The organism is Paenibacillus kribbensis, assembly GCF_002240415.1.
Taxonomy (GTDB): domain Bacteria; phylum Bacillota; class Bacilli; order Paenibacillales; family Paenibacillaceae; genus Paenibacillus; species Paenibacillus kribbensis.
Genome location: NZ_CP020028.1, coordinates 1,721,704 through 1,744,308, shown reverse-complemented (window position 1 = coordinate 1,744,308; position 22,605 = coordinate 1,721,704). Strand labels below are relative to the sequence as shown.

Sequence of the window (22,605 nt, the reverse complement as noted above, 5' to 3'; positions counted from 1 at the left end):
CACGCTGTGTGTCCGGCGAATGCCGGACCAAGAGCGAATGCTCGCAGCGTGAATATTATGTTATACGACGGAACATTACTTGAATTTACATGAAGTATTTGATTCGATTATTGTTTGGAACATGCTTGTTCTAAAGTTTCAATTCCAACGAATTTCTTTAGAGATGTTGGAAAAATTTCTTCTCCGAATTCTGATGTTTCTTGGAGTTTAGTCCATATGCCTAAACTGCTTTTATCATTTGATTCGTAACCTATCACAGCTTCTAACTTAGGAATGTTGAAATGTATTTTTTCCAAAGAAGCTTCTTTAATTAATCCCCAATTTGTAGTAACCATTTGTCGTTTTGTACTGTCACTTAGAGGTTTGCCTTTAGAATTAAATTCTTCTAAATCCAATATCCTTTTTGTGTATAATTCACTTTTCTTTAAATCTTCAAGTGAATCAAATAAAAGTTCTGAAATGAAATTGTTTTTGAAGTCAAAATCATTTATACAAAAAAAGTCCACTCCAAGATGTTTACATAACTTAACCAAGATTCTGGCTGTAATCTTACCATGATGAGGAATTATAGAAATATTTTTAAAGTTTAAATATGTCTCTGAATACATAGAATCTTTAGTTAACAGATATACCTTTTTCTTTATAATTTCTTTGTAGGTCAGTAAATCATTTGGCCCCTCTACTAAAACCACCTTTTGACTGAACACAATTTTATTCAAATTTGGCTCTATCATTTTAATGTAATTATTAAAATCTGCTACTTGATCCAAAGAGAAACCTTCTAGATCAGCTTCTGAAATATTCTCATCTGGTTTGTTATATTTCAAAATTGTTTCGTGTGCTTCATCATCAAATTCAAAACGAATAAGTCCTCGTGTATCAAAAGCATCTATCATTTTGTCCGAGTGAGTACTATAGATAACTTGATGCCCTTTTTCTGCCAAGTTACAGAGGACAGTTTTGTAAAAGTACTCTTGATGATTTTCATGCAAGAAACTTTCAGGCTCTTCAAATAAAAATAAACATTTATCACTCTTGTTGCTCTCAGCAATTGCTTGAATGATAGCCATAACAAACATAGAAATATATCCATCACCGAAATGATCTATAGAAATAAGGTTTTCGGTATCACCATTTAAACCGATTTTAAAAATCATATCCAAAAAAATATCTTCATAATCAGGCAATTCAAAACCTATAAAAAAATTACTGTCTCTTAGGTTTGTTGAATAATTTGACCTTATATCCTCAAGAAAACTGTGTAACTTCGAATCTGCTAGAACCCTATCAGTTGAATCCTTCACTTCTCCTTCAAAAGTTTTCCTTTTCCCTTTCATGTTCGCATCTGCTTCAACAATTTTCTTAATATGTTTCGCTAAAAACGAAGTAAGATTTCCCCAGGTAGTCTTCTTAGTTGATAACTCTTTTTTTACATCATGAAAATTCACATAGAAAATCCTAAAATACTTTGCTGCTCCCGAAGCATCAGGATTTTTTGTTAATTGTTCCTTGTCACGAAAAGATCGGACTCCAGCGTGCTCAATTTCATTATCCACTACGCTTATTCTTAATGAATGAAATCCTTTAAGCTCTGCTTGGTTTCCGTCTCCTTTAACTTCTATACTGCTTTCAATTTCAGTTTCAATAAAAGGACGATTATTGTAATCACGGTTGTGAAAATCGTTAATTGTGAATGTATCCTTATTAACATTTTTCTCTTTTATCCCATATAGAATTGCGTTGAGAAAATTTGTTTTCCCTGAATTGTTATACCCAACGATAGCTACAGGTTTCTTATGATTCTGATCAGGAAAATGTATTGTCTGTCTTGTTCCAAATGATCTATAGTTTTCAACACTAATGCTTTTTATTCTAATATAGCTCATAAATATCCTTCTCCTTATTTATTTGTTCTGTCGTATAACGTTCTTGTATTCATGAACCTCGCCAGAGGTTGTCTGCTGAAATGCCTCCCCGAATTCCATACCGCAGACCAAGGCTCCAGCGGAGCCGCTGCTTGAATATTATGTTATAGGAAGTAGCCACTACATGATGCGTTTACTTAATCATCTAATATCCTCATCATTATCCTCAAAATCTATCTCTTTAAAAATTCTTGTAATTAATTCATGTTTATCTTTCAAGTGATTTGTTATCCATGTCCTTCCTTGTTTTGATGTATAATAATCATTATCATTTTTCTCTTTTACATAGGTTTTAATCCATTTAATAGCACTATCCGGATGTTCAATTCCTAGATAATATAAAGGTTTTAATGCAATCTTCATTAATTGGCTTTCAAGATCGGGTCTATAATAACAAAGATGCGAAATAATAGAGAAATATCCTATAGCAGCTCCTTCACAGTTGTAACTTGGCAGGAATTTATCTACATACAGAATTATCTCTTCATCAGAGTATTGTGTTGGTACTGCCTCTATTACATTTAGGATGTCTCGGAGCTTAGGGCTTCTAGAGAATTGATTAATCATTCACATATTCCTTTATATAAGATTTTTAGCTATTTCCTATAACGTTCCTGTATTCACGACGTCCGACGCAGTCGGATGTGTACGGCTATCGCCGGACCAAGGACGAATGTCCGCAGTGTGAATATTATGTTAGGTGGGGCTAATTACGTCCTTCGCATTAAAAATCTCTACTAGGTTCAAAATTATAATAAGCTCCAAATCTATCGTAAATTCTATCTACCGCAACTTCAAAATCTTTAATGATGACTTTAAGTTTTTTGTCAGTAATACTTAAATCCATTCCACCTTCGTGAACAAAAGCGTTCCTTAATTCAATAATTTCTTCAATAGAATCGAAAAGAGATATTTTTCTCTTTGATATCGGTTTGTTTAACACAGTAAATATATCTAGTTTCTCATCAAGCTTCTTATAATTTTCAGCGATTATCCTCGGCCTCTGAAATGAAAACTTTTCAACTAAAGCTTCTTCAATTGACGTTTTTCCAGCAGAGATATCTTTCAGATTATTTACCGAAAATCGTGCTTCTTTAAAAATCTTGTCTCTATTATCTGTATATTTCAACAGCACAATAAATGATGTCTTTAAATATTCTTCCCAAATCGCTACTAAGTAAGGTATTAATAAGTTATTCGAGAAGAACCTTGGATTCAATTCATCCATATACACAATACCTGTAGAATCTGGCCTTGCAATTTGACCTTGTAAATTTCTTGAATCCAAATATATCTTAGGTTTAATAAGTGCATTATTATAAGTCCATCTAGCAATAAATAGTCCTGCTTCTAACTCAGTAGGAACTTCCTCATCCATTATAAAATAACGATTTTTCCCTTCATCCGTCGAAAAGCTTCCTTTAAAATAATTTTTTATATATTTAATAGTTTTATTTTGATGTTCAAGATCCCAATAACTTCTCCCGCTCTAGTTCTTGTGTCAACTGAAATAACGCCGTTTTCTCTATAAATATAAAGTTCGACTCCAACATACGATCTATAGTTTTTATGTTGATACCAAAAATAACTTGCTAGTAGACCTTCAGTTTTAAATTCGTTTCTCTGCTTTGTGTAACCTAACAAGTCTATTAAATTTATTAATTTATTATAGGATGCATCATCTGGAAGGATACTTGTTGAAGTAAAACTCATTGTCTAATCATACTCCTTTGATTAGAAATAAAATTAAGTAATTAATTTCACCTAACGTTTCTGTATTCATGAACCCCAAAGGGGTTGTCTGCTGAATCGCTCCTCCGAAATCATCCCGCAGACCTAGGCTCCAAAAAGAGCCGCAGCTTGAATATTATGTTATCAGATGTCAGTACCTTCCTTGATTTACTCAACATCAATTTTTGTTAACTCCTTTGTCAGTATTATTTCCAGTGGTTCATTCTCAAGCATTAAACATCCAGCATCTCTATATCCAAGCTTTCTATAAAAATGTTGAGCTCCTTCATTTGAAAGTGTTGAGGTCATAACCATTTCAAATCCTTTTTGTTTCATCAATTCTTCCCAATAGTGGACAACTTTTTTACCAATACCTGTTCCTCTATACTCCTCATCTATCCATATCATATTCATAAATGGTCTGTTGTCCCAAAAAAATCCGTATCTCATCAAACCTATTTCTTGATTGGATTCTCTAATTATTAGAATTTCATTTTCTTTTATTTTTGGTCTTATAAGTGTCTTATGTATGTGTTTGTCTATTAACAAGATATACTCATAATCTGATTCAATCGCAAAATCAATCTTCATTGTAGATCCTCCCATTGAATATCTTCTTGGCTAACACTTAGCACTGATTTCTGATAACGTTCCTGTATTCACGACCTCGGCGAATGCCGAGGTGTCCGGCTGTTTCTACTTCTCCGAAATCCTTCAATGCCGGACCGAGGGCGTATGCCTGATGCGTGAATATTATGTTAAGTGATTTTGTCGTCATCCTCGAATATATTTTCAAGTATATGTTGTTGTTTACTAATTCTATATTCTTCTACATCAACATGTTTCATGATTGTATGAACTGATTCTAAAGTAAGTTGGCTAACCGTAAGGACATCGTTGCCTTGTCTCAGTGCTTCTTTAATAAAGCTATTCGAGTAGACAGTAGGTGTAAGTGGCTTTCCTGTTATTTTCTTATTTAATATTTTTACTTTTTCACTCACATAGTTTTCATCAATTTTAAATATTTTCTCGAAAGGATTAATGGTTTGTTGCGAATTAAAATAATCTCTGACAAGGTTTACAACTGTACTTTTTAACGGGATATTTATTGTACTTTCACCAAATTCAAAAAACAATGATACATACTCGTTTCCAAAACTAAATTGGTAATGCGTTAAATTAGCTACATACTTTCTACTTAAACCTGTATATAACAGCAAACCGAGCAAAAGCCTATCTTCTATTTTTTCATTTGAATCTTTAATAAATCTCTGAATTTGTATTAATTCAACCCGACTAATATAGTCTAGCAATTTAGATTGAAGAACAGGCTTATTTACTCCTTTCATAACATCGCTCTGTAAATTGTCTGATAAATACATGTATCTGAAAAAACCATTGAAAGCTCTAAAATAATTCAACTTTTCCGCATCCGAACTTTCTAATTGATCTATATATGTGTTCAAATCGTGGAAGTTAATTGTATTAAGAGGTCGTAGTATGTTATGTTTCTGAGACATATACTCATTAAAGAATTTCTTAATTCTTGTTTGATAAAATAACTTCGATTGTTTATTGGGTATTGTTTCTAAATAATTTTCAAGATTCTCTTGTGCTGTATCGATATGCTTATACATATGTTTTAACTCCTTTGTGACAATTTCGCCTAACGTTCCCGTATTCACGACGTCCGACATAGTCGGATGTGTCTGCTGAAATGCTTACCCGAAATCCATCCCGCAGACCAAGGCTCCGAAGGAGACGCAGCTTGAATATCATGTTAGATGATGCCGATGCCTCCCTGAGTTACTTTCAAAATAATCCTCTTGCTACTTCAGTTATTATTGGATCTGATGTCGAAACAATATCAATTATATGATTTAAACAGGATATTCCATAATGCTTATATGGTCCTGGATAATCACCAGTTGCTATTGTGCTTGTTTTGATAAAATCCAAATACCTAGACTTACTATAAATTCTAAAAATCTTACCATCAAATTGTTCATAATCGTCCCAAACTGTATAGCTTTCGTTTCTTATTGAATATCCGATATACCATTCAAAATCCATTTGAATTTGAGGCAACGTTACATCAATATCAATTGAGTAGGATTCATTAATTTCGATATTTCCAATTGTCATTGTCTCTGCAACTCTATTTGTCTTACTCCTACTAAAGAGTAATCGTAGATGGTTATCTCTTGTCTCGAATATCTGATCTAAATATATGTCTTTAAGATTGGATAGGTCTGAATACTTCAATATCTTCACTTCCTATTTTGTTTTAATACAATTGCATTGGTTTCAACTAACGTTCCTGTATTCACGACCCAACGAATGTTGGGCGTCCGGCGCATGCCGGACCCAGGGCGTATGCCCGCAGCGTGAATATTATGTTATAAGATGTTGGCGTCTTCTTCGAGTTACTGAATTAAGATTTTTAATTTATCAAGGAAATTTTCACTGAACAATCCTGTTAGTGATCCTATAATAAAACCACCTAAAAAATCCTCAACGGTAATTGCTTTGGTAGTATTAGATTTCCTAGCTGTTACTAATGCAACTAACAGCCCTAATAGTATACTTCCTGACATTGAACTCCAATTGATTTGAGTAAGACTATTGGATGATATTAAACTAAGTTTAATAAGATACCCACAAATTGATCCAAGCATACTTCCTGTAGGTACAGCAAATGCAGACGGATATATTTTTATTTTTTGAGTTATAGAACTATTAATAGCAGTACCATTTTCAGACTCTTTGTAACTTGTTTTAAATTGCGTTTCGCCAACTTTTGATTTTAATAAGTGGGGCGCCTTGAAACTAAAAGGGAATGTTAACGTTTCTCCAGCAGCTAAAGTAAATCCTTTGTTTAATTCGTTTGAACTTCCTAACTCACTTTGCAAATTTATTTTATCTATAATTCTTTTTAGCTTATCTTTATTTATTAAAAATGCTCTTTTAAGAAATCTATCCTCTTCTATTTTTCCCATCACATCATGTTCAATTCGTTCAACATCTTCCCAATCATCTATTTTCAAGGCTTCGATGGCCCACGTTGGTGTACTTTTAACAGTTTTCTTACCTGTGAGATATCCAAACATCCCGGCATATATATCTATTACTTGTACGAATAATAAAACAAATTTTTGAAATGTATTCAAAGAGTTTAGTTGATTTCTTTCATATGCACTATCAATCTGTTTTTGCATTTCATTAATTATTTTATTTTTCTTTTCCTCTAGCTCAGACAATTCCACATTTTCAATTTCATTTAATGAAGTTAATTGTTGACCAATCGTATGTGTAGGAAAAACATCTAATTGATGAATGTCCTTACCTGATATGTTTGTTACATTTACGGAAATAGTGTATTGTGTACTGCCTACAATCTGTTCATCTGCTACAATATCTATTTTGAGTTTTTTGTTTTTCATGTAAAGCCCCCATAAACTCTTTAAATTTCTGTCTGCGTCAATTTCTTATAACGTTCTTGTATTCACGACGTCGATCCCCCTTATATAGCTCTTATCTTAGGGGGATTGATGTATCCAGCTGCTCCAGCTTCCCCGAAATCCCTCTACAGGACTGAGGCCCGGATGGCCGGATGCGTGAATACTTTGTTAGGTGTTGTCGTCGACATCTTGAAATACACACATTTTTTACATTCATTATTTTATATTGCAGATAAAACCTTCGAGACAATCATTTTTTTGGTTTGAATATCTAAATCTACAATTTCTCCATGTATCCATTTATCTGACTCTAGCTTATCATTATGAAAATTGTTTTCTTTCCATTTTTTCTTATTATGAATATCGCTAAACTCTATAGTAAGGAGTCCCTCCCTAGGTTCATTAGAGATAATCTCATTATAAAACCAACCAGTGAAATTAATTGAACTTAAATCACTAAAGTCTACTCTGTAGCTAAATCCATACTGTGTTTCATAACCATCTTCATCATAGAGAGTATGGGCATTTGAATACTTTAGAATTTGTACTATCGGATCGGTAGATTTCAGGAAATACCATACAATATCAATAAATTCATTACATCTTTCTTTCCCTGGCGGTTTAGCATCATTATGTTCTATATCATTCCGAATTGAGAGTAAGTTTTTCATTAAATAGGGTCTAACCAATTCAAAAGATTCGAGTATTTCTAGATACCCTTTGTTTTTCCACGAAGCATCCATGTTCCTAAAATTATAATAACTCTCTATTAACTTCAATCTGTGATTCAATGCTCTCTTAAGATTAGCAATACCATCTGCTAATTCAAATTCAGTTATCGCCTTATCAATTAATGTTTTTGAATGTTCCCATATCTTATAAGATCGCGTCCAAGCATCACTTGATAGCACCTTTCCACCATCAGAGTAATAATCCCAATCAAATATTGACTTAGAAATAAAAATAATATTACTCATACAATCCCCCTAAAGTTTTTATGTCTTTAATCTTTCGACGATTTCACCTAACGTTTCTGTATTCATGAACCCCGACAGGGGTTGTCTGCTGAAATGCTTCCCTGAAATCCTTCTCGCAGACCAAGGCTTCAACGGAGCCGAAGCTTGAATATTATCTTATACGACGGAATCGCGTCTTCGAACTAGCACTCAATATTATTTCTCTTTCTTACTTTATAGTTATAGGGCTCCAACTCATAGAGAGCAGTATCTAGAATGTTATCTATAGTTTCTAAAGTTATATGCTGCTTCTCCCCTAATATATTGCCCACTCTATAAAGTAAATATTTACCTCCCATAGCTTGACATTCTCTAGCCGTATTTACTTCGTGTTGTGATATATAAAAATCACTACCCTCTTTTATTGTTGTCTTAACTTCTATGAAGATTACGTTCCCGTCAACATCATATGAAAGAATATCATACCCATTTTTCGGGTCAGCAGCTTTACTATCATCGACTAAAGTGAAATAAGGTGTTCCTTCAAGTTTCTCGAGCTCTTGTTCAAATACGTATGCTTCTCCAAGTTTTCCTATCTGCATTTGGAATTCATGTAGTTTTAAATAATCTATAACACAAGTTACTTTACTTCTTAATTCATCAAAAGTGAACATCACTGATGAGGCACGAAGACTTTTTTCACTAACCAATTCAATTTCATTCTTTTCTATGGCTTCTTCCACTATATTATTATAGTTTTTTTTAGTGAGTCAGCACATTGAACACAAACAATACGATTATTAACTGAACTCCAATTAGTGGATATATTTGTAATATTCCGATTACAGCCACCACACTTTATCATATTCACTTTCCTAGCATTTTTTATCCTCATTGGCTTTAGATCCGATATTCCGGCAAGTGTACCAAGCTTCGAAACTATACTGTTTAGGTTTTTAAAACCGTTATATTGCTTTTCAGAAAGATATTCAAATACATTTTTGCATCTATCTGGAACTATATACCTCTTATTTTTATAAGTGACTATTTCCCCATCTCTGTAGTGCTCACTAGTGAGCATTAGTATTTCTCTAACAGAACAATCTGTTTCAAATAGCAAATACCATACAAATGCCATTCGAAGAGTATCGAATTTAGTGAACTCTTGATCTAATAATTTATCAATTGTTAGAACTTCACTTAAAGACAGGCTATTATTATGAGATAATTTTTCATTTTTAGAAGAACCTTCCGAATCACTCATCTTCTTTAGAAAATGCCTTATCAAGTCATCTTTCAACCAAATTCCATTAAATCCATCAGGCACTATCAGATCATTTGCATATAAATATTTAAAGAAGGATTCTTTGTATGAATCTTGGGCTGTTTTCTGTTCGTCGTTAATATATTTTTGATAAATCGGTAAATAGTCATTAAATGTAAGATCCCGTACATTTTCCTTCTGAGTGGAAGAAAATATATCAGCTATTGAAGAAAGGTATTGTTTATAAGAGCTTTCAGAATAAAGTTTCAAATAATTACTAATTATTTGCTTGGAATCATTATGTAGACTTGAGATAATGGCCATTGGACTTTTCTTCATAAATGTTTCTCCTTAGCATTAGACTGATTTTTCTAAAACGTTCTTGTATCTACGAATCTGAGAAGCTTAAGGTGGACCAGGGCCGACGGACTTAGCTTCATAGGGTAGTAAGCTGATTCCGCTTCACTACCTACCTCATCTTGCAAACCAAGGGCGTAGTACGCAGTGTAGATACGTTGTAATGAAATGCTCATGTCATCTTCAAATTTGTTTTGAGTTTTGTATTTTTCCTAAAATGATTTCATTAGTCCCTCTAACTATCCATATTTTTAATGCTTCATCATAAGTAGCTATATAGTTAGGTAATCCAGATGCTAATACTATGTTTGATTCATTTGATTGTAATTGCTTATCCTTTAGCAAAGGAATAATTTTATCTAAAGCTTCGTGAATTGCTTCATCCGATGAAATTCCATTAAAGTTGAAGTTGTAATGATCATTATTAATTTTAATTTCAATTCCAAAAGTTATTTGCTTCGACTCAACACCATTTCTTGTTATCTTGCTATACTTTTCACTCCTAATTTTTTTAAAAGTACGCAATATCACAGTTTTTATACTTTCCCATCCAGCACTTGCAAGAATTCCTGAAACCAATCCCATGGCCAATGGTGAATTAACTAAGAATGAAAAAACATTAGTAAAGTCTTCAATCGAAGCAGTAACTCTCCCACTTTTATCTATTGCTTTAAGTCCAATTCCATTCTCATTCAAATCAGATTTTATTAATGAAAAGTCGCTTTCTTCTAAGTGTCCAGACAAGTAAAACAATCCCAAATCATATTTTGGTGTTAGAGAGTCACTCACGTTAAGCCTCCATAGTTATTATATTTATTCACATAAATTTCCTAATAATAATTTCTTAATAACGAACTTCACCAGGGGTTGTCTGCCGAATACCTTTCTGAAATCTTTCCCGCAGACCAAGACTCCAATGAATATGATGTTAAACGACTGAATTGCTTCTCGAAACGGCGCTCACTATTTATTTTCTTCTGGTATATATTCAATCAAATCAGATAATTTGCAGTTAAATGTATCACATAGCTTGAATAAGGTTTCAAGCTTTGTTGTTTCTATATTCGTTTCCCTGTACAGTTTATTGATTGAATTCCGACTTAACCCGGATTTCGCCATCAATTCTGTTATATCATCTATTCGATGTTCTGCCATGAGTTCTCTTATATTGCACTTAATTACGGTCATCTTTTTCCCTCCATAATTCTATCTTATCTCTCATACCAGCAATCATCAACGAAAAGCGAAGTTTTAACTCTATAAAGTCAAATATCCACCTTGCAATTAACTTCGTAGGGTTATATAATAACTCTATAGAGTTAACCAAAGAAGGAATAACATATGGACAATGCATTAGAATCATTAGTAGAGCCACTTATAAGAATACGTTTAGAATTACTCTACACTGAGCTTTCGGAGTATCATACAGAGTACAATCAACTTTCTTCGGAAACAGATCAATACTTTAGAACGCTTCGTGAAGCACTACCCGATCAACTTCAACATACAGTTTTTCTTTATGAAGACGCCCAAATTTCTCTCCAATCCATCCTAGAAAGAAGTATCTACATACAAGGCTTCAAAGACGCTTTACAACTCTTTAGTGAATTGAAAAATTCTAACATCTAGAGGATCATATGATCCTCTTTTCTATTATTTTTGATTCTGTTGTATAATGTCTTATTTATGAACTTCCGAAAGATGCTCTCTTTGTCATATTCACAAACTTCGTGAATCCTGCACTTTTCCCCTTATTCCCACACTTTCTGCGTTTCAATCCTCCAGCCCGCCCATCCGATCCAACGGACTTTGAATCCGCCCAATGTCCCGCTACCGCTCCGTTGTTCGCACACTCTGATGCCCCAGCAGCTCCTGAATATAGCGAAGATCGATCCCATTCTCCAGCAAGTGGGTCGCAAAGGAATGCCTTAGCGAATGGATACTCACCTGTTTGCGAATGCTCGCTTCAGCCAGCGCTTTTTCAAACACTTTCTACGCTGAACGTTCCGTCAGGTGGCGGCCTTCTCTCTGTCCTGGAAACAGCCAGTCTTCCGGCTGCTCCGCCCCTATGTACTGCTCGACCACCGCAAAAGCCGCTTCGGAGAGCAGCGTTTGCCGATGCTTCGGATTTTCCACTGCTTTCAACAGACGCATGACCTCATTCAAGGACTGCACATCCGGCAGTTTACTCTCCTTTTTCGAACGAACATAGCGGCGGATTTTAGCTGCTTTAGCACATGGCGAAAGTAAAATTTTAGCGCGCTGATCGCTTGGTTAACATAAGCGTGCGAAAGGCCTTTTTCGAGCAGAGCCAGCGCATATTTTTGCACCGTCGCATCATTTATACTTGCTTCGGTCCCTTGCAATCCGGCAAAAAAGCGTTCCGTTTGCGATATGTATGCTTTAATCGTCTTGCTGCTGTACCCCCTTGCCACCAATGCATCGCGCAATTCTTTCCGCCGATCCGGATTCCATTCACCTCGTTCCGAAGAGGAGGGAACTGCATTGGCCTGCGCGCCCCGCTGATCCAGCCATTCCCGGATGTACGGCAGCTCTTTATTCAAGCGCTCGTCGCACTCGAACTTGCAGCTCCGATACGCTTCCAACAGGCTTTCTACAGCGACGATGCTGTACGGAATCGTCCAAATTTTTCCGTCCGGAACCCATTTCCTGCCCGGTATGGACCGAATCCCTTCTCGCTCCTCGACTCCATATCGCTCCAAACGTACGCCGATCGTTTTTTCATCCCGATAAAGTAGGTTAATCTTCATCTCGTTGCCTCCTTAGTATATCAGCCGTTCAAAAAATTGGAAATCCAATTTTGTACAAAAAAGGGTCTTAAGATGGAGATTCATCTTAAGACCCAATTCTTTCGGAGCAAATTGTTGATCCGTTAAGTCCAATTTTCATGATCATAAAATGCCTTACCTTTACTTGTCCAGTTCCTCCGTCACATCATCCCATAGCACCGTCGCCACCTTCTCCAACAGATACCCCGGCTTCAGGTTCAGTAGGTATCCTTTTGGAACTCCCTCTCCTCCACGCAGAAACAAAAGAAGAGCCGCAAGGCCCGTTCCCTCGTTCCTGCCGATCCGTATGCGCTGCCTTTATCCGACGTTCCGATCCTGCTCTTCCGTGCGTTGCCTCTCTTCGCAGCGTCAGCCGCCTCCGGCGTCGTTTTAAATTGCTGTTGAAATAGGAAGCGAAAAGACAAAAAGCCCGCGCTGAACGCGGACTTTGCTGTATATAAGTCAAAATCTTACCTATTCATGTTCCTCGACTTTAAACTGGCTTAATTCGTTTTGAAGCTTATTGGATAATTGACTTAATTGTTTGGATAGTTCAGCAACCTGTTCGAAGCTCTCCAATTGTTCCTGCGTGCTGGCGCTAACCTCTTCGGTTGAAGCGGAATTCTCCTCCGTGGTGGAAGAGATGATCTCCAGCGCCTGCAAAATCTCATCTTTGTGCTTGTGGACTTTGGAGGTGTTCGTGCTGATCTGGATCATTCGCAATTTCAAATCTTCCAAATCCTTGTTAATACTAAAGAATACTTGCTTGGTGTTCTCGACCGATCTGGCATTTTCTTCTGCAATTTTCAGACCGTGAGCCGTATGCTCAACCGATACACTGGTTCTTTCTTCAATCACACGTACCTTCTTGTAGATTTCCTGTGTCGCCAGTGCAGTCTGCTCAGCCAGCTTGCGCACCTCTCCGGCAACAACGGCAAACCCTTTGCCCTGTTCTCCCGCACGTGCAGCTTCGATGGAAGCATTAAGCGCCAGCAGGTTGGTCTGCGTTGCAATTTGATTGACCGTGTCCACGAAGCTTGAGATCTCATGACGGCTCAGGTCAATCTCCTGAATAATAGCCGACATCGCTTGTGTGGAATTGTGATTTTCTTCCGCCCATTTGGATAGCTGATCTACTACAGCCAGCCCCAATCCGCTTTGCTCGGCAGAGGTTTGCACCATCGTTTCGATGGCTTTCGTATCATTGGCAATTTCGTCAATCTGGCCGGATAATGCTCCGGTTTTTTGTAAAATATTATCCGTTTCGGTGGATTGATAGTTCGTCGCATTGGCAATTTCATTGATTGCTGTCGCGGTATCGTTCATCGTTATCGCGGTTCTGGAAGAAATGGATTGCAGATCGTGTGAAGACTGATTCAACACTTGAGCTGAGCTACCCACCATTTGGAGCATTCCTTGAATTCTTTGAACCATATTGTGAACTCCTTGAGAAATTTGACCGATTTCGTTGTTGGAATGTGTATCAAATTGAACGGTCAAATCTCCATTTTCAATCAGCTTGATTTTTGCAAGCAGCTTCGGTATTGATCTCAACAGATAACGGAGCGTTATATAACAAATCACAACCAGCAGGATTGTAGCTGCAGCAAAACCGCCAATGGTAATCCAGGTAAAGGCTTTTAATTCTGCAAGCGCCTCTTGTTCAGAAATGGTTAAGCCTACGGACCACCCGGTATCCTTACTGGTTGCATATCCGATATAACGACGTTCTCCATTATCATTAATCAGCTGTACTCCGGACTCGCCGGCAATCATTTTCTTTCCGATCTCCCCAAGCTCGCCTGTGCTTTCGTTAATCTTTTCTTTCAACACTTTATTTTGATCGGGATGATATAAAATATCGCCCGTTTTGGATGCAAGAATCGAATAACCTGTGCTTCCGAGCGAATAGCTTTGCATAACGGTAGGGATGTCTTTGAAAGCAATATCAATAGCAGCAAATCCGATTAATTGGTTACTGCTATCTTTGATCGGATAGAAAATGCCCATAAGCACACTACCCGAATTGACGTCAATATAGGGATCTGAGTAGTATAAACCGTCTGCTTCTACAGCCGGCTTGAAATACGGGCGTGTTTGGATATCGAAATCCGGGCCCGAAGCAGCACCATCATTTTGAAGAAAGAAGCCTTTGCCAGATATTCCTGCAATCCAGGCGTCGGCAAAAGAGGGCTCTGCTTTTACAATGGCTGCCAGAGTCGCTTTGGTTTCCGCAGCATATGGAGATGTTTTCGCCATCTCTGCTGATGGGGTGGTTTCTAGATATTGCCTAAATAAGTTATTCGTTGACATTTGTTTGACAAGCGATCCCTTTTCCTTGAATAACGCATCAAATTGACTGACGATAGCCTGCGTCTTGGTCTGAAGCATGTCCTCTTGCTGCTTGACAAGCATGCTTTGCGTGCTTGCAAACATAAACGTCCCCAAGGTTGCAAAGACGACAACGATAATGACTAACAGCACCAAGGCCAATGTGTTCGCGATGCTGGATGATCTGTATACGCGCTTTTTCATATTTTGTGACATGCTGCCATCTCCCCGAGGAATATTGAGCGAAAAGCTCTTAGATAATATGTCGGAAGTATACAGCTATTTTAATAGGTTTTTAGTATATACAAATTAAGGTATTTCACGGGACCTGGATGCCCATAAGTATACAGGAGATGCAGCGTATGTCCCCAGGCTCGATTTCCGTCGACGAGCAACTGGATTAGCTATGAGGAGAAGCCTGTAGCTACGGGTGAAGAATAAACTGGAGAATGAATAAACTGGGGAACTAACGGATAGAGAGGCAACGAGATAGCAGCCATTCTATAAGCCTATAAAAAAAGCATGGATGAGAGCGGTTAGACCGCCCCATTCATGCTTGCCATGCGCCGGTTATATACCGGATGGAATACTCAGCCCCGGCTCATTTCGTAATCGCCGCAACAACGGTGTCAACCAACGCTTTTGACGAGACAGGACCACCAAACGTCCATGTCTTGCTATCCAATGCATAGGTACGTTTTTCTTTGACAAAATTCAGGCCGTTCCAGACCGAATTATTTTTCAGCGCTGCACCGAGAACATCATCGTCCGGCTGCACAATATAGAGGAAGTTGCTGTCCTGTACAGCAGGCAGTGCTTCAATGCCCACAGTTGAAAAACCGTACTGCTCAAGCTTGGCTGGTTTCCAATCGTTAACCAACCCGATCTTCGCCAGTGTGCCTACGACGACCGAGTTATCCGAAAACATGCGCAGGCTGGCTGCATTTTGATAAGTGAACGCCTGTGTCAAACTATAATGGAACTCCGCTTTACCGGCAGTGGCGAGCTTTTCTTTGGCTTCCGCATAATGCTGATCCAACTCCTTCAGCACCTGCTTCGCTTTGTCTTCTTTTCCAAGAGCGACCGCGATGTTGTTGAATATCTCTACCATTTTGTCATAATCATAGCCTTTACCGCTATTCAGACTATATTCAACTGTCGGTGCAATGGCTCTAAGTTGGTCATAGATAGCTGCATTTCCATCAACATTGGAAATAATCAGATCCGGCTTCAATGCAGCAATCGCTTCCAGATTGGGCTCGTCGCGCGTTCCGACATCAGTCACGCTGCTGTCCAGAGCCGCCTCCGAAGACACATACTGCTTGTATCCGGCATTATCCGCATTACCAATGGGCTGAACGCCTAGCGCAACCATATCCTCCGTAAATGTCCATTCCAGCACGACAACACGCTTTGCCGGGCTGTCGAGTGTGATCTCACCACGATTATGCTTTACTTTCACAGGTCCCGCTGCTTCGGCTGGTGTGCTGCCGGAAGTTGACGCCTGACTTGTATCCGATGGTTTACCTGCCGCTCCACAGCCTGCCAGGGCAAGCGCAAAAACCAGTAGCAATAAAACCCCGCTTAAACCTTTTTTCATAGAATGTATCTCCCCGTATATGTACATTTTAAGATAATGATAATCATTATCATTTTTGGATTATGACGGAGAAATGTAATTTTGTCAATGATAAAAGGTAGTGCAGAGCGCTCAACGGGAACGTAAACATGGCACAATAGCATCTGTTTTTCTTTTTCGTGCGTTTGCCTGATGCAATTTCTTAAAGCAAGTGTGTAGATTATACTATTTACATATTGTAAACTATTAACGAGATGTAAATGATATTCTCTTATTTATTTTACAACTATCTTGAAGGAGTGCTTCCTAATGCCCAATCCCCCATTACAGAAAAAACTACCCCTATTTATTTTAATGCTTAATCTATTTATTGCTTTGCTGGGTCAAGGCATGGTTATTCCTATTTTGCCGGATTATTTAAAACAGTTTCATGCTGCAGGCACGGCTGCTGGATACCTGGTTGCTGCTTTTGGTGCAGCTCAGTTCTTGTTTTCACCGATTGGCGGACGCTGGTCTGACCAATATGGACGCAAGAAAATGATTTTAATCGGCCTGGCTCTCACTGTTATTTCGGATTATATATTTGCGATAGCGTATCACCTGCCTGTATTGTATCTTGCCCGCTTTATCGGAGGAATCGGCTTAGGCATCATGGTTCCTTCCGTACTTGCCTATGTCGCGGACATCACAACACATGATCAGCGTGCAAAAGGGATGGGGTATCTGAGTGCAGCAATGAGCTTGGGGATGGTACTGGGCCCGGGGATCGGAGGTCTTTTGGCTGGCTTTGACGTACGATTTCCTTATTTTATAGCGGCTGGCTTGGGGCTGGTAGCTACCGTATTGACTTTCGTTCTCCCTGAAACATTGCCTGTCGAAAAAAGAACGCAGGTTCATAAAGAAGCAGCTACCCCCTCGATTTGGAAACAACTTGTACAATCGTTTACGTTGCCTTATTTTCCTTTGTTGGTGTTAGTTTTGGTTATGACCTTCGGCTTGGTAAATTATGAAACCGTATTTTCATTGTACATTGAGCAGAAATATGGATTTAGTTCTATGGAGATTTCCGTCCTGATTACACTGGGTGCAGCGATAGGTATTATCGTACAAGTATGGTTTATGGATAAACTCATCCGAAGGATTGGAGAATACAATCTCATCCGATACTCGCTTATTGTGACAAGCATTGCTCTGTTGCTCATGCTTATCAAAGTTAATTTTTCCTATCTGATTGCGGTATCTGCTCTTTTCTTTTTATTCAATTCATTGTTACGTCCTACAGTAAATACGCTCCTTTCCAAGCAAGCTGGTGATCAGCAAGGTTTTGTTGCCGGACTTAATACTACATATAATAGTTTGGGTAACATATTGGGCCCTGTTATAGCCGGAACACTTTTTGACATTCACATCAATTTGCCTTATATTCTGGGTGCATTTATTCTGATGGCAACGATTGGCTTGATTAGACGACCTAAAATACAAAAAAAGGTAAGTGTTGAACAATGACCAGCACATGGCATACAAATCTGAAACGCAAGCATCAGGAGGAAATTCTCAAAGCTGGAACCCAATTATTTTTGGACCATCACTTTTCGGGTATAAATATTCAACAAATATGTGAAGTTGTTGGAATCAGCAGAGTTACCTTTTATAAATATTTTAAAAGTTTGGACGAACTTGTTTTTGAAGTAGCTATGAATATACTCAAAAATATGACCGAGTTTATAAAGGCGGGCAATGAAGACAATATAAGCGGGAAAGAAAGTCTGCGAAGCTTGCTGTACAGCTGGATTGATTTTGCCAAAGAGCATGGGAAGGAACTACGATTTATCATGTTTTTTGATCTTTACTACAAGTATAAATGTCAAGAAGAAGAGTTGGCAGCCCGCTTTGAGCGTTTTATCAAAGAAGGTTTTCATAATCATTTTTTAGAAGAGATAATTTCTAAAGGCATACAGGACGGTTCTTTGAAGCCTGATGTTGATGCTTTCAAAATGTCTGTATCTATTTTCCAGACGATGATGGGATTGCTGCAAAGATTAAGTTCTACTCCCCCGTCGATTCCTGATGCTCGAACCGTTGAATTGGATGAGATTGCAAGTACTGTAGCTGATATGATGCTGGATTCAATATCTAACCCAGCTTAAAAACGAGTCGTTCCAAGAACTTAATTCTTGGTCGACTCGTTTAGTCCACTGTGCATAACTTCTCCTTCAAAGCCGTCCAGTGGGATAATGGAACTTGATTCACTGCGTTAACCCAATTGCATCGTGGTAATACAGGTATCGTCGTTCTCAAACGTGGAGATTTGGGATTTTGCAGTCTTCCCTTCATGCTCCACCGTAACACTATAGGTTTTGTCACGTGGGAGCCATAGATCAATAAATCCATTGGACTGGGATTTTACTAAAGTTTTATTCATGACTGAATTCCCAGCGGAATCATGAATCGTTACACTGAACTCTTCATCCTTCATTTCGCCTTGACAACCGGTCAGGCTATGGGTTGCACAAGGGTGGGTCTGTTCCATATATGGCGCTATCGAAAGAAAAAATTCGTTGTCAGGCAGAGCGTAGGTCTTTGTGGTTTTACCATCCTCCGATACGCTTAACTGACTGGAAGTGATAGAAGCAGACTCGGCCGTTGCCTTTCTTGTACTGAAATCATGCACCAATTGCTTGATATTTGACGCTCCCTGGTTGTCGGCTTCTTCTCTCTGGGCATTCCCTGCAATCAGGTATGTCCCTATGGCGACCGCAACTAACCCGGTTGCTATCAAGGTTAATTTTTTCATTTTGAGTTCACCTCCTTGTCCCTTTTTTACTATTATAAAGGAGATTGATCCACTCTGTTTCTCATAAAAAATCCTGCACTTCACATAGCCACACCATGTGATCCCCATCCTCGCCCCAATAATCCTTTGCAACGGTGTAGGGGGTGCCGAATTTTCGCAGCCATTTGGTCTGGGCTATTTTGAAGCCGCTATCCAGGCAAAATTGTGCAACTTCCATTTCTTTTAGCCTGATCATCAAAGCTCGAATTAACGCCGAGCCTACTCCCTGTCCCTGATAACTGGGCAGCACATACAAACTCCCCAAAGTCCCCATATGCCGGAGTTCGTCGTTGGTACATTTCCTGATTTCTTCTCCACAAGGGCCATAAGAGATCGTTCCAACAACGTTATGGTTATGTTTGGCCGTCAGGAAAAACAAGTCTGGATTCAAATCTGACAAAGATGCACGCAGCAACTGTTTTTTATGTTCTATCTCCTGCTGTATGTCGTCGATTAAAGCTTCCAGACCCTCCTGTTCAAATGCCGCAGATATGGAACTTTCAAAAACATGATCCGCCGCCTCCAGATCCAAAGGAACAGCGAGTTGAATGCTGAACTGTTTTTTCATGATGTCAAAACTCCTCCACAGATTCGATAGATAGGAATAGAAAGGCTGTTACTGCCCAGCAATAACCTAATCGAATTGTTCACGGACACAACACCTCCCTATCCAGATAAACCAATATGACCAGTGCCCGACTGTTCATGGGACAGTACAAACACAAATTTATCATAAGTCTATCATAATCGGCATTCGCTGTTACTGAGACTTTGGCTCTGATCCTGATCACACATTAGGACCATGGCAGCCTTTGATTCTGGACCTGACTGGATCAACAAGGTGGTAAAATGAATCCATAAGTACCTGTGGTGCCTAGGACTCTTGCTGAAAGATTCTATTATTCAAACATAGTGGGCGGCAAAAACAAGATTAATATGAAGAAGCTCAAGGAAACTTTTGAGCAGGCTGGTATGAGCCATGTAACGACGTACATTAACTCCGGAAACATCATTTTTTCCAGTGAAGTTCAATCCAACGAGGAGTTGGCGCTTCAACTGGAGCAGGCCATTTTGGAAGATTTCAGCCTGCCCATCCGGCTTATCGTCCGCAATATGGCGGAAATACAGACCATTATGGTGCATTGCCAGAGGAATGGTCTAATGATACACAGATGAAAAGTGATGTATTTTTTCTGTGGGATGAAATTAACGATATTTCCGTTCTGGACAAGCTTCCTTTGAAGCCGGGAATAGGCCATGTAATATATACGTCCGGGGCCATTCTGTTTTCTGTCAGCAAGGAACATGTCACAAAAAGCAGGATGACGAAACTGATCGGCTCCAGACTATATCAGCATATGACGGTGCGGAATGTGAACACGACCCGGCAAATTTATAAGCTGATGCAAATGGCTGAACAGGAAGAGTTGCTGTAGTAGATACAATCCAGAGGGGAGCCTGCTTCTGACTCCCCTAATTGCGTTCTTTTAAATGTGCTGTTAAAGACACCCTTCATATGAAATACCTTTCGCCCGTACTGGCTTCGTCAAATTGTAAAACCGTCAACCAGTTCATTCAGTCGAGCAGCACTTTCCTTCACCTGATCGGACTGCTGCGCCACTTCAAGAGACTTTTCCGCCGATGAAACCATATTCCCAGCAATGTGCTGGGTGGAGACGGCAGACTGTTCGCTGGCTGTTGCAATCTCATGGATAGCTCTCACCATAGTTTGAATGGTTTCATTTACCTGCTTGGAGGTGGCGTTTAAATCATTGACTGTATTCGTATGCTCAACTGCATCATTGTAATATTGTGCTGCCGTATCCTCAAGCAGCTGATAATCCTTGCCTACCTGGACTTGTAGGAAGTGCAGCAATTCTTCGGCATTAGTCGTCAGATTGGCTACAGATTGTACAACCTCTTGAGTAACACTCTGAATTTGATCTACCGCCTGCTTGGACCCATCTGCCAGCTTGCGAATCTCGTTAGCTACAACCACAAAACCCCGGCCTGACTCACCGGCACGAGCCGCTTCAATGGATGCATTTAGAGCCAGCAAATTGGTTTGCGCCGTAATTTCCAGAATAGACTGGGAGAGTATGCGAATTTGGTCTACCGCCTTGGCTTGCTCCAGCGCTACTGCCATCTTTTCGCTGGTCTTCCGGTAAATCTCTTTGGACGCTTTATTGGACTCACTAGCCTCATGCTTTAACGCTTCGGCCTTTAGGCTTGTATCATAGGCAGACTGGGCTCTTTCTTGAGTTTTGACCGAAATGTACTCCGCCGCCCGCTGCATTTCATCCGCAGAATGATTCATGTTTTCTGTGTACGCCGAAGTCTGCTCCATCGCTGCTGACAGCTGTTCGACCGTTGCCGATACGTCTCTAATCCGCCCATTGAGATCTGTCATATTATGATTCGTCTGGTCACTTAGCTGATTAATTTGGCGGGATTCATTGATAACTCCCGTAATAACCATTGAGGTCGAATCTGTCATTTGCTGAATGGCACGTGCAATGACAGCGATTTCGTTATTTCCCTTGAGCAGGGCCGGATCAAGTGCTGCCGTTAAATTTCCTTGGGTAATCTCTCCACAGTATTTCGTAATGGTGCTCATCCGAGAACGGATATTCCGAATGGCCGAAAAGGAGATCATACCAAGAACAGCCATTACCAGGGCCAGAATCACGATCAAAACAATCGTACGCATTTTAATCTCATTTTGTGTATTTTGATATAGGTTGGCCGATTGTTCATTGTTGTAATCAGAAATATCGGTTAGTATCTTAACAATTGCCGTACTGGATGTATTAATCCGACCTCTCTCTTCCTTGTCATAGGTTCCGGTATTTTTCTTGACTGCCATGATCTGCTCAATATCCTGATAATATGTGTCTATGCTGCTTCTTAGTTGCTCGTACAATTTCTGTTCCCTTGAGTCGAGATTCTTTTGCGAGAATTTATCCAGCCCTGACGTAACACTGTCTTTTCCCTTCTGTACCTGGTTATATTGTTTATCTGTGTACTCCTCATTATCGAGTACTTTGGTATAATTGGCCCGCATGTTATAAAAATCACTTTTTACTTCAAGAATATTCGTCTGGTGTTGAAAGCGATCCATATACAAAATACCTTGACCCTCTTTTGCTTGATACATGCCGAAAACCCCTACCGATGATACAATGAGCAAACCCACCAAGCTGATCATGATCATGGTGACCATCGTTGTCGTGACCTTTAAACCTCTAAATCCTTTTGCGCTTTTAGTGCCGTCTGATAGTTTTGTTTTCATCAAAACCCCTCCAGTCGTCTATGTATAATCGATCACGCCGCTGTCTCATAAGCAATATCCTCTAATCAAACTCAAGAGATTTACACC

General features: G+C 38.9%; 25 protein-coding genes and 1 pseudogene. 4 read left to right on the top strand and 22 right to left on the bottom strand.

The features are described 5' to 3' along the window. Window positions 1–107: 107 nt before the first annotated feature. The 13 genes from B4V02_RS07750 to B4V02_RS07690 all read right to left on the bottom strand — a co-directional run bounded on the left by B4V02_RS07750 (window position 108) and on the right by B4V02_RS07690 (window position 10,882). Window positions 108–1,886, bottom strand: coding sequence for an ATP-dependent nuclease (locus B4V02_RS07750; RefSeq protein ID WP_094154360.1), 1,779 nt, complete (start codon window positions 1,884–1,886; stop codon window positions 108–110). 180 nt (window positions 1,887–2,066) lie between these two features. Continuing rightward, entirely contained in the window at window positions 2,067–2,492 is a 426-nt protein-coding gene (locus B4V02_RS07745) for a hypothetical protein (RefSeq protein WP_094154359.1), read from the bottom strand. A 157-nt stretch (window positions 2,493–2,649) separates the two neighbouring features. Beyond that, the gene (locus B4V02_RS07740) at window positions 2,650–3,303 is read right to left on the bottom strand and encodes a HEPN domain-containing protein (protein WP_094154358.1); all 654 of its coding nucleotides are present in this window, start codon (window positions 3,301–3,303) and stop codon (window positions 2,650–2,652) included. Between the two features lie 56 nt (window positions 3,304–3,359). After that, window positions 3,360–3,638 carry a hypothetical protein gene (locus B4V02_RS07735; protein WP_094154357.1) on the bottom strand — a complete coding sequence of 93 codons (279 nt, stop codon included), beginning with the start codon at window positions 3,636–3,638 and terminating at the stop codon, window positions 3,360–3,362. 186 nt (window positions 3,639–3,824) lie between these two features. Then, on the bottom strand, window positions 3,825–4,247 hold the full coding sequence (locus B4V02_RS07730) for a GNAT family N-acetyltransferase (RefSeq protein ID WP_094154356.1): 423 nt from the start codon (window positions 4,245–4,247) through the stop codon (window positions 3,825–3,827). Window positions 4,248–4,414: 167 nt separating this feature from the next. After that, window positions 4,415–5,293, bottom strand: a complete 879-nt coding sequence (locus tag B4V02_RS07725) for a hypothetical protein (protein ID WP_094154355.1) — start codon at window positions 5,291–5,293, stop codon at window positions 4,415–4,417. 175 nt (window positions 5,294–5,468) lie between these two features. Then, window positions 5,469–5,921: a hypothetical protein gene (locus B4V02_RS07720; RefSeq protein WP_094154354.1), complete on the bottom strand. Its 453-nt coding sequence runs from the start codon at window positions 5,919–5,921 to the stop codon at window positions 5,469–5,471. Window positions 5,922–6,082: 161 nt separating this feature from the next. Beyond that, a complete protein-coding gene (locus B4V02_RS07715; protein WP_094154353.1) occupies window positions 6,083–7,099 on the bottom strand; it encodes a hypothetical protein in 1,017 nt (338 codons plus the stop codon). Between the two features lie 239 nt (window positions 7,100–7,338). Then, window positions 7,339–8,094, bottom strand: a complete 756-nt coding sequence (locus B4V02_RS07710) for a hypothetical protein (RefSeq protein WP_094154352.1) — start codon at window positions 8,092–8,094, stop codon at window positions 7,339–7,341. 182 nt (window positions 8,095–8,276) lie between these two features. After that, a complete protein-coding gene (locus B4V02_RS07705; RefSeq protein ID WP_094154351.1) occupies window positions 8,277–8,816 on the bottom strand; it encodes a protein NO VEIN domain-containing protein in 540 nt (179 codons plus the stop codon). Then, window positions 8,816–9,676, bottom strand: a complete 861-nt coding sequence (locus B4V02_RS07700; RefSeq protein ID WP_094154350.1) for a hypothetical protein — start codon at window positions 9,674–9,676, stop codon at window positions 8,816–8,818. The genes B4V02_RS07705 and B4V02_RS07700 overlap by 1 nt, the downstream gene beginning before the upstream one ends. A 201-nt stretch (window positions 9,677–9,877) precedes the next feature. Beyond that, entirely contained in the window at window positions 9,878–10,483 is a 606-nt protein-coding gene (locus B4V02_RS07695; protein ID WP_094154349.1) for a hypothetical protein, read from the bottom strand. A gap of 174 nt (window positions 10,484–10,657) precedes the next feature. Beyond that, window positions 10,658–10,882: a helix-turn-helix domain-containing protein gene (locus tag B4V02_RS07690; RefSeq protein ID WP_094154348.1), complete on the bottom strand. Its 225-nt coding sequence runs from the start codon at window positions 10,880–10,882 to the stop codon at window positions 10,658–10,660. A gap of 153 nt (window positions 10,883–11,035) precedes the next feature. Between B4V02_RS07690 and B4V02_RS07685 the strand changes: the two genes are divergently transcribed. Continuing rightward, on the top strand, window positions 11,036–11,323 hold the full coding sequence (locus B4V02_RS07685; RefSeq protein WP_094154347.1) for a DUF6809 family protein: 288 nt from the start codon (window positions 11,036–11,038) through the stop codon (window positions 11,321–11,323). A gap of 201 nt (window positions 11,324–11,524) precedes the next feature. Here B4V02_RS07685 and B4V02_RS26965 read toward each other — a convergent pair whose 3' ends face one another. The 6 genes from B4V02_RS26965 to B4V02_RS07670 all read right to left on the bottom strand — a co-directional run bounded on the left by B4V02_RS26965 (window position 11,525) and on the right by B4V02_RS07670 (window position 16,414). Beyond that, on the bottom strand, window positions 11,525–11,683 hold the full coding sequence (locus B4V02_RS26965) for a tyrosine-type recombinase/integrase (RefSeq protein ID WP_279628267.1): 159 nt from the start codon (window positions 11,681–11,683) through the stop codon (window positions 11,525–11,527). A 3-nt stretch (window positions 11,684–11,686) separates the two neighbouring features. Then, window positions 11,687–11,860: a hypothetical protein gene (locus B4V02_RS26960; protein WP_279628266.1), complete on the bottom strand. Its 174-nt coding sequence runs from the start codon at window positions 11,858–11,860 to the stop codon at window positions 11,687–11,689. Continuing rightward, a complete protein-coding gene (locus B4V02_RS26955; protein ID WP_279628265.1) occupies window positions 11,857–12,465 on the bottom strand; it encodes a phage integrase N-terminal SAM-like domain-containing protein in 609 nt (202 codons plus the stop codon). The genes B4V02_RS26960 and B4V02_RS26955 overlap by 4 nt, the downstream gene beginning before the upstream one ends. Before the next feature lie 159 nt (window positions 12,466–12,624). Then, the gene (locus B4V02_RS26950; protein WP_279628264.1) at window positions 12,625–12,747 is read right to left on the bottom strand and encodes a hypothetical protein; all 123 of its coding nucleotides are present in this window, start codon (window positions 12,745–12,747) and stop codon (window positions 12,625–12,627) included. A 210-nt stretch (window positions 12,748–12,957) separates the two neighbouring features. Then, the gene (locus B4V02_RS07675; protein ID WP_094154346.1) at window positions 12,958–15,030 is read right to left on the bottom strand and encodes a methyl-accepting chemotaxis protein; all 2,073 of its coding nucleotides are present in this window, start codon (window positions 15,028–15,030) and stop codon (window positions 12,958–12,960) included. Window positions 15,031–15,415: 385 nt separating this feature from the next. Continuing rightward, window positions 15,416–16,414: an ABC transporter substrate-binding protein gene (locus B4V02_RS07670; protein ID WP_094154345.1), complete on the bottom strand. Its 999-nt coding sequence runs from the start codon at window positions 16,412–16,414 to the stop codon at window positions 15,416–15,418. A 288-nt stretch (window positions 16,415–16,702) separates the two neighbouring features. Here B4V02_RS07670 and B4V02_RS07665 point away from each other — a divergent pair, with 288 nt between their 5' ends. Beyond that, window positions 16,703–17,899, top strand: a complete 1,197-nt coding sequence (locus tag B4V02_RS07665; RefSeq protein WP_094154344.1) for an MFS transporter — start codon at window positions 16,703–16,705, stop codon at window positions 17,897–17,899. Beyond that, the gene (locus tag B4V02_RS07660; protein ID WP_094154343.1) at window positions 17,896–18,540 is read left to right on the top strand and encodes a TetR/AcrR family transcriptional regulator; all 645 of its coding nucleotides are present in this window, start codon (window positions 17,896–17,898) and stop codon (window positions 18,538–18,540) included. Before B4V02_RS07665 ends, B4V02_RS07660 begins: the two co-directional genes overlap by 4 nt. A gap of 107 nt (window positions 18,541–18,647) precedes the next feature. Here B4V02_RS07660 and B4V02_RS07655 read toward each other — a convergent pair whose 3' ends face one another. Further along, on the bottom strand, window positions 18,648–19,187 hold the full coding sequence (locus B4V02_RS07655; RefSeq protein ID WP_007431392.1) for a CueP family metal-binding protein: 540 nt from the start codon (window positions 19,185–19,187) through the stop codon (window positions 18,648–18,650). Window positions 19,188–19,248: 61 nt separating this feature from the next. Further along, window positions 19,249–19,794, bottom strand: a complete 546-nt coding sequence (locus B4V02_RS07650) for a GNAT family N-acetyltransferase (protein ID WP_094154342.1) — start codon at window positions 19,792–19,794, stop codon at window positions 19,249–19,251. A 368-nt stretch (window positions 19,795–20,162) separates the two neighbouring features. Here B4V02_RS07650 and B4V02_RS07645 point away from each other — a divergent pair. Further along, window positions 20,163–20,662 (top strand): annotated as a pseudogene (locus tag B4V02_RS07645) (DUF1697 domain-containing protein). 110 nt (window positions 20,663–20,772) lie between these two features. On the opposite strand, the gene B4V02_RS07640 reads toward B4V02_RS07645, so the two are convergent. Then, window positions 20,773–22,518, bottom strand: a complete 1,746-nt coding sequence (locus tag B4V02_RS07640) for a methyl-accepting chemotaxis protein (RefSeq protein WP_094154341.1) — start codon at window positions 22,516–22,518, stop codon at window positions 20,773–20,775. Between the last annotated feature and the right edge of the window lie 87 nt (window positions 22,519–22,605).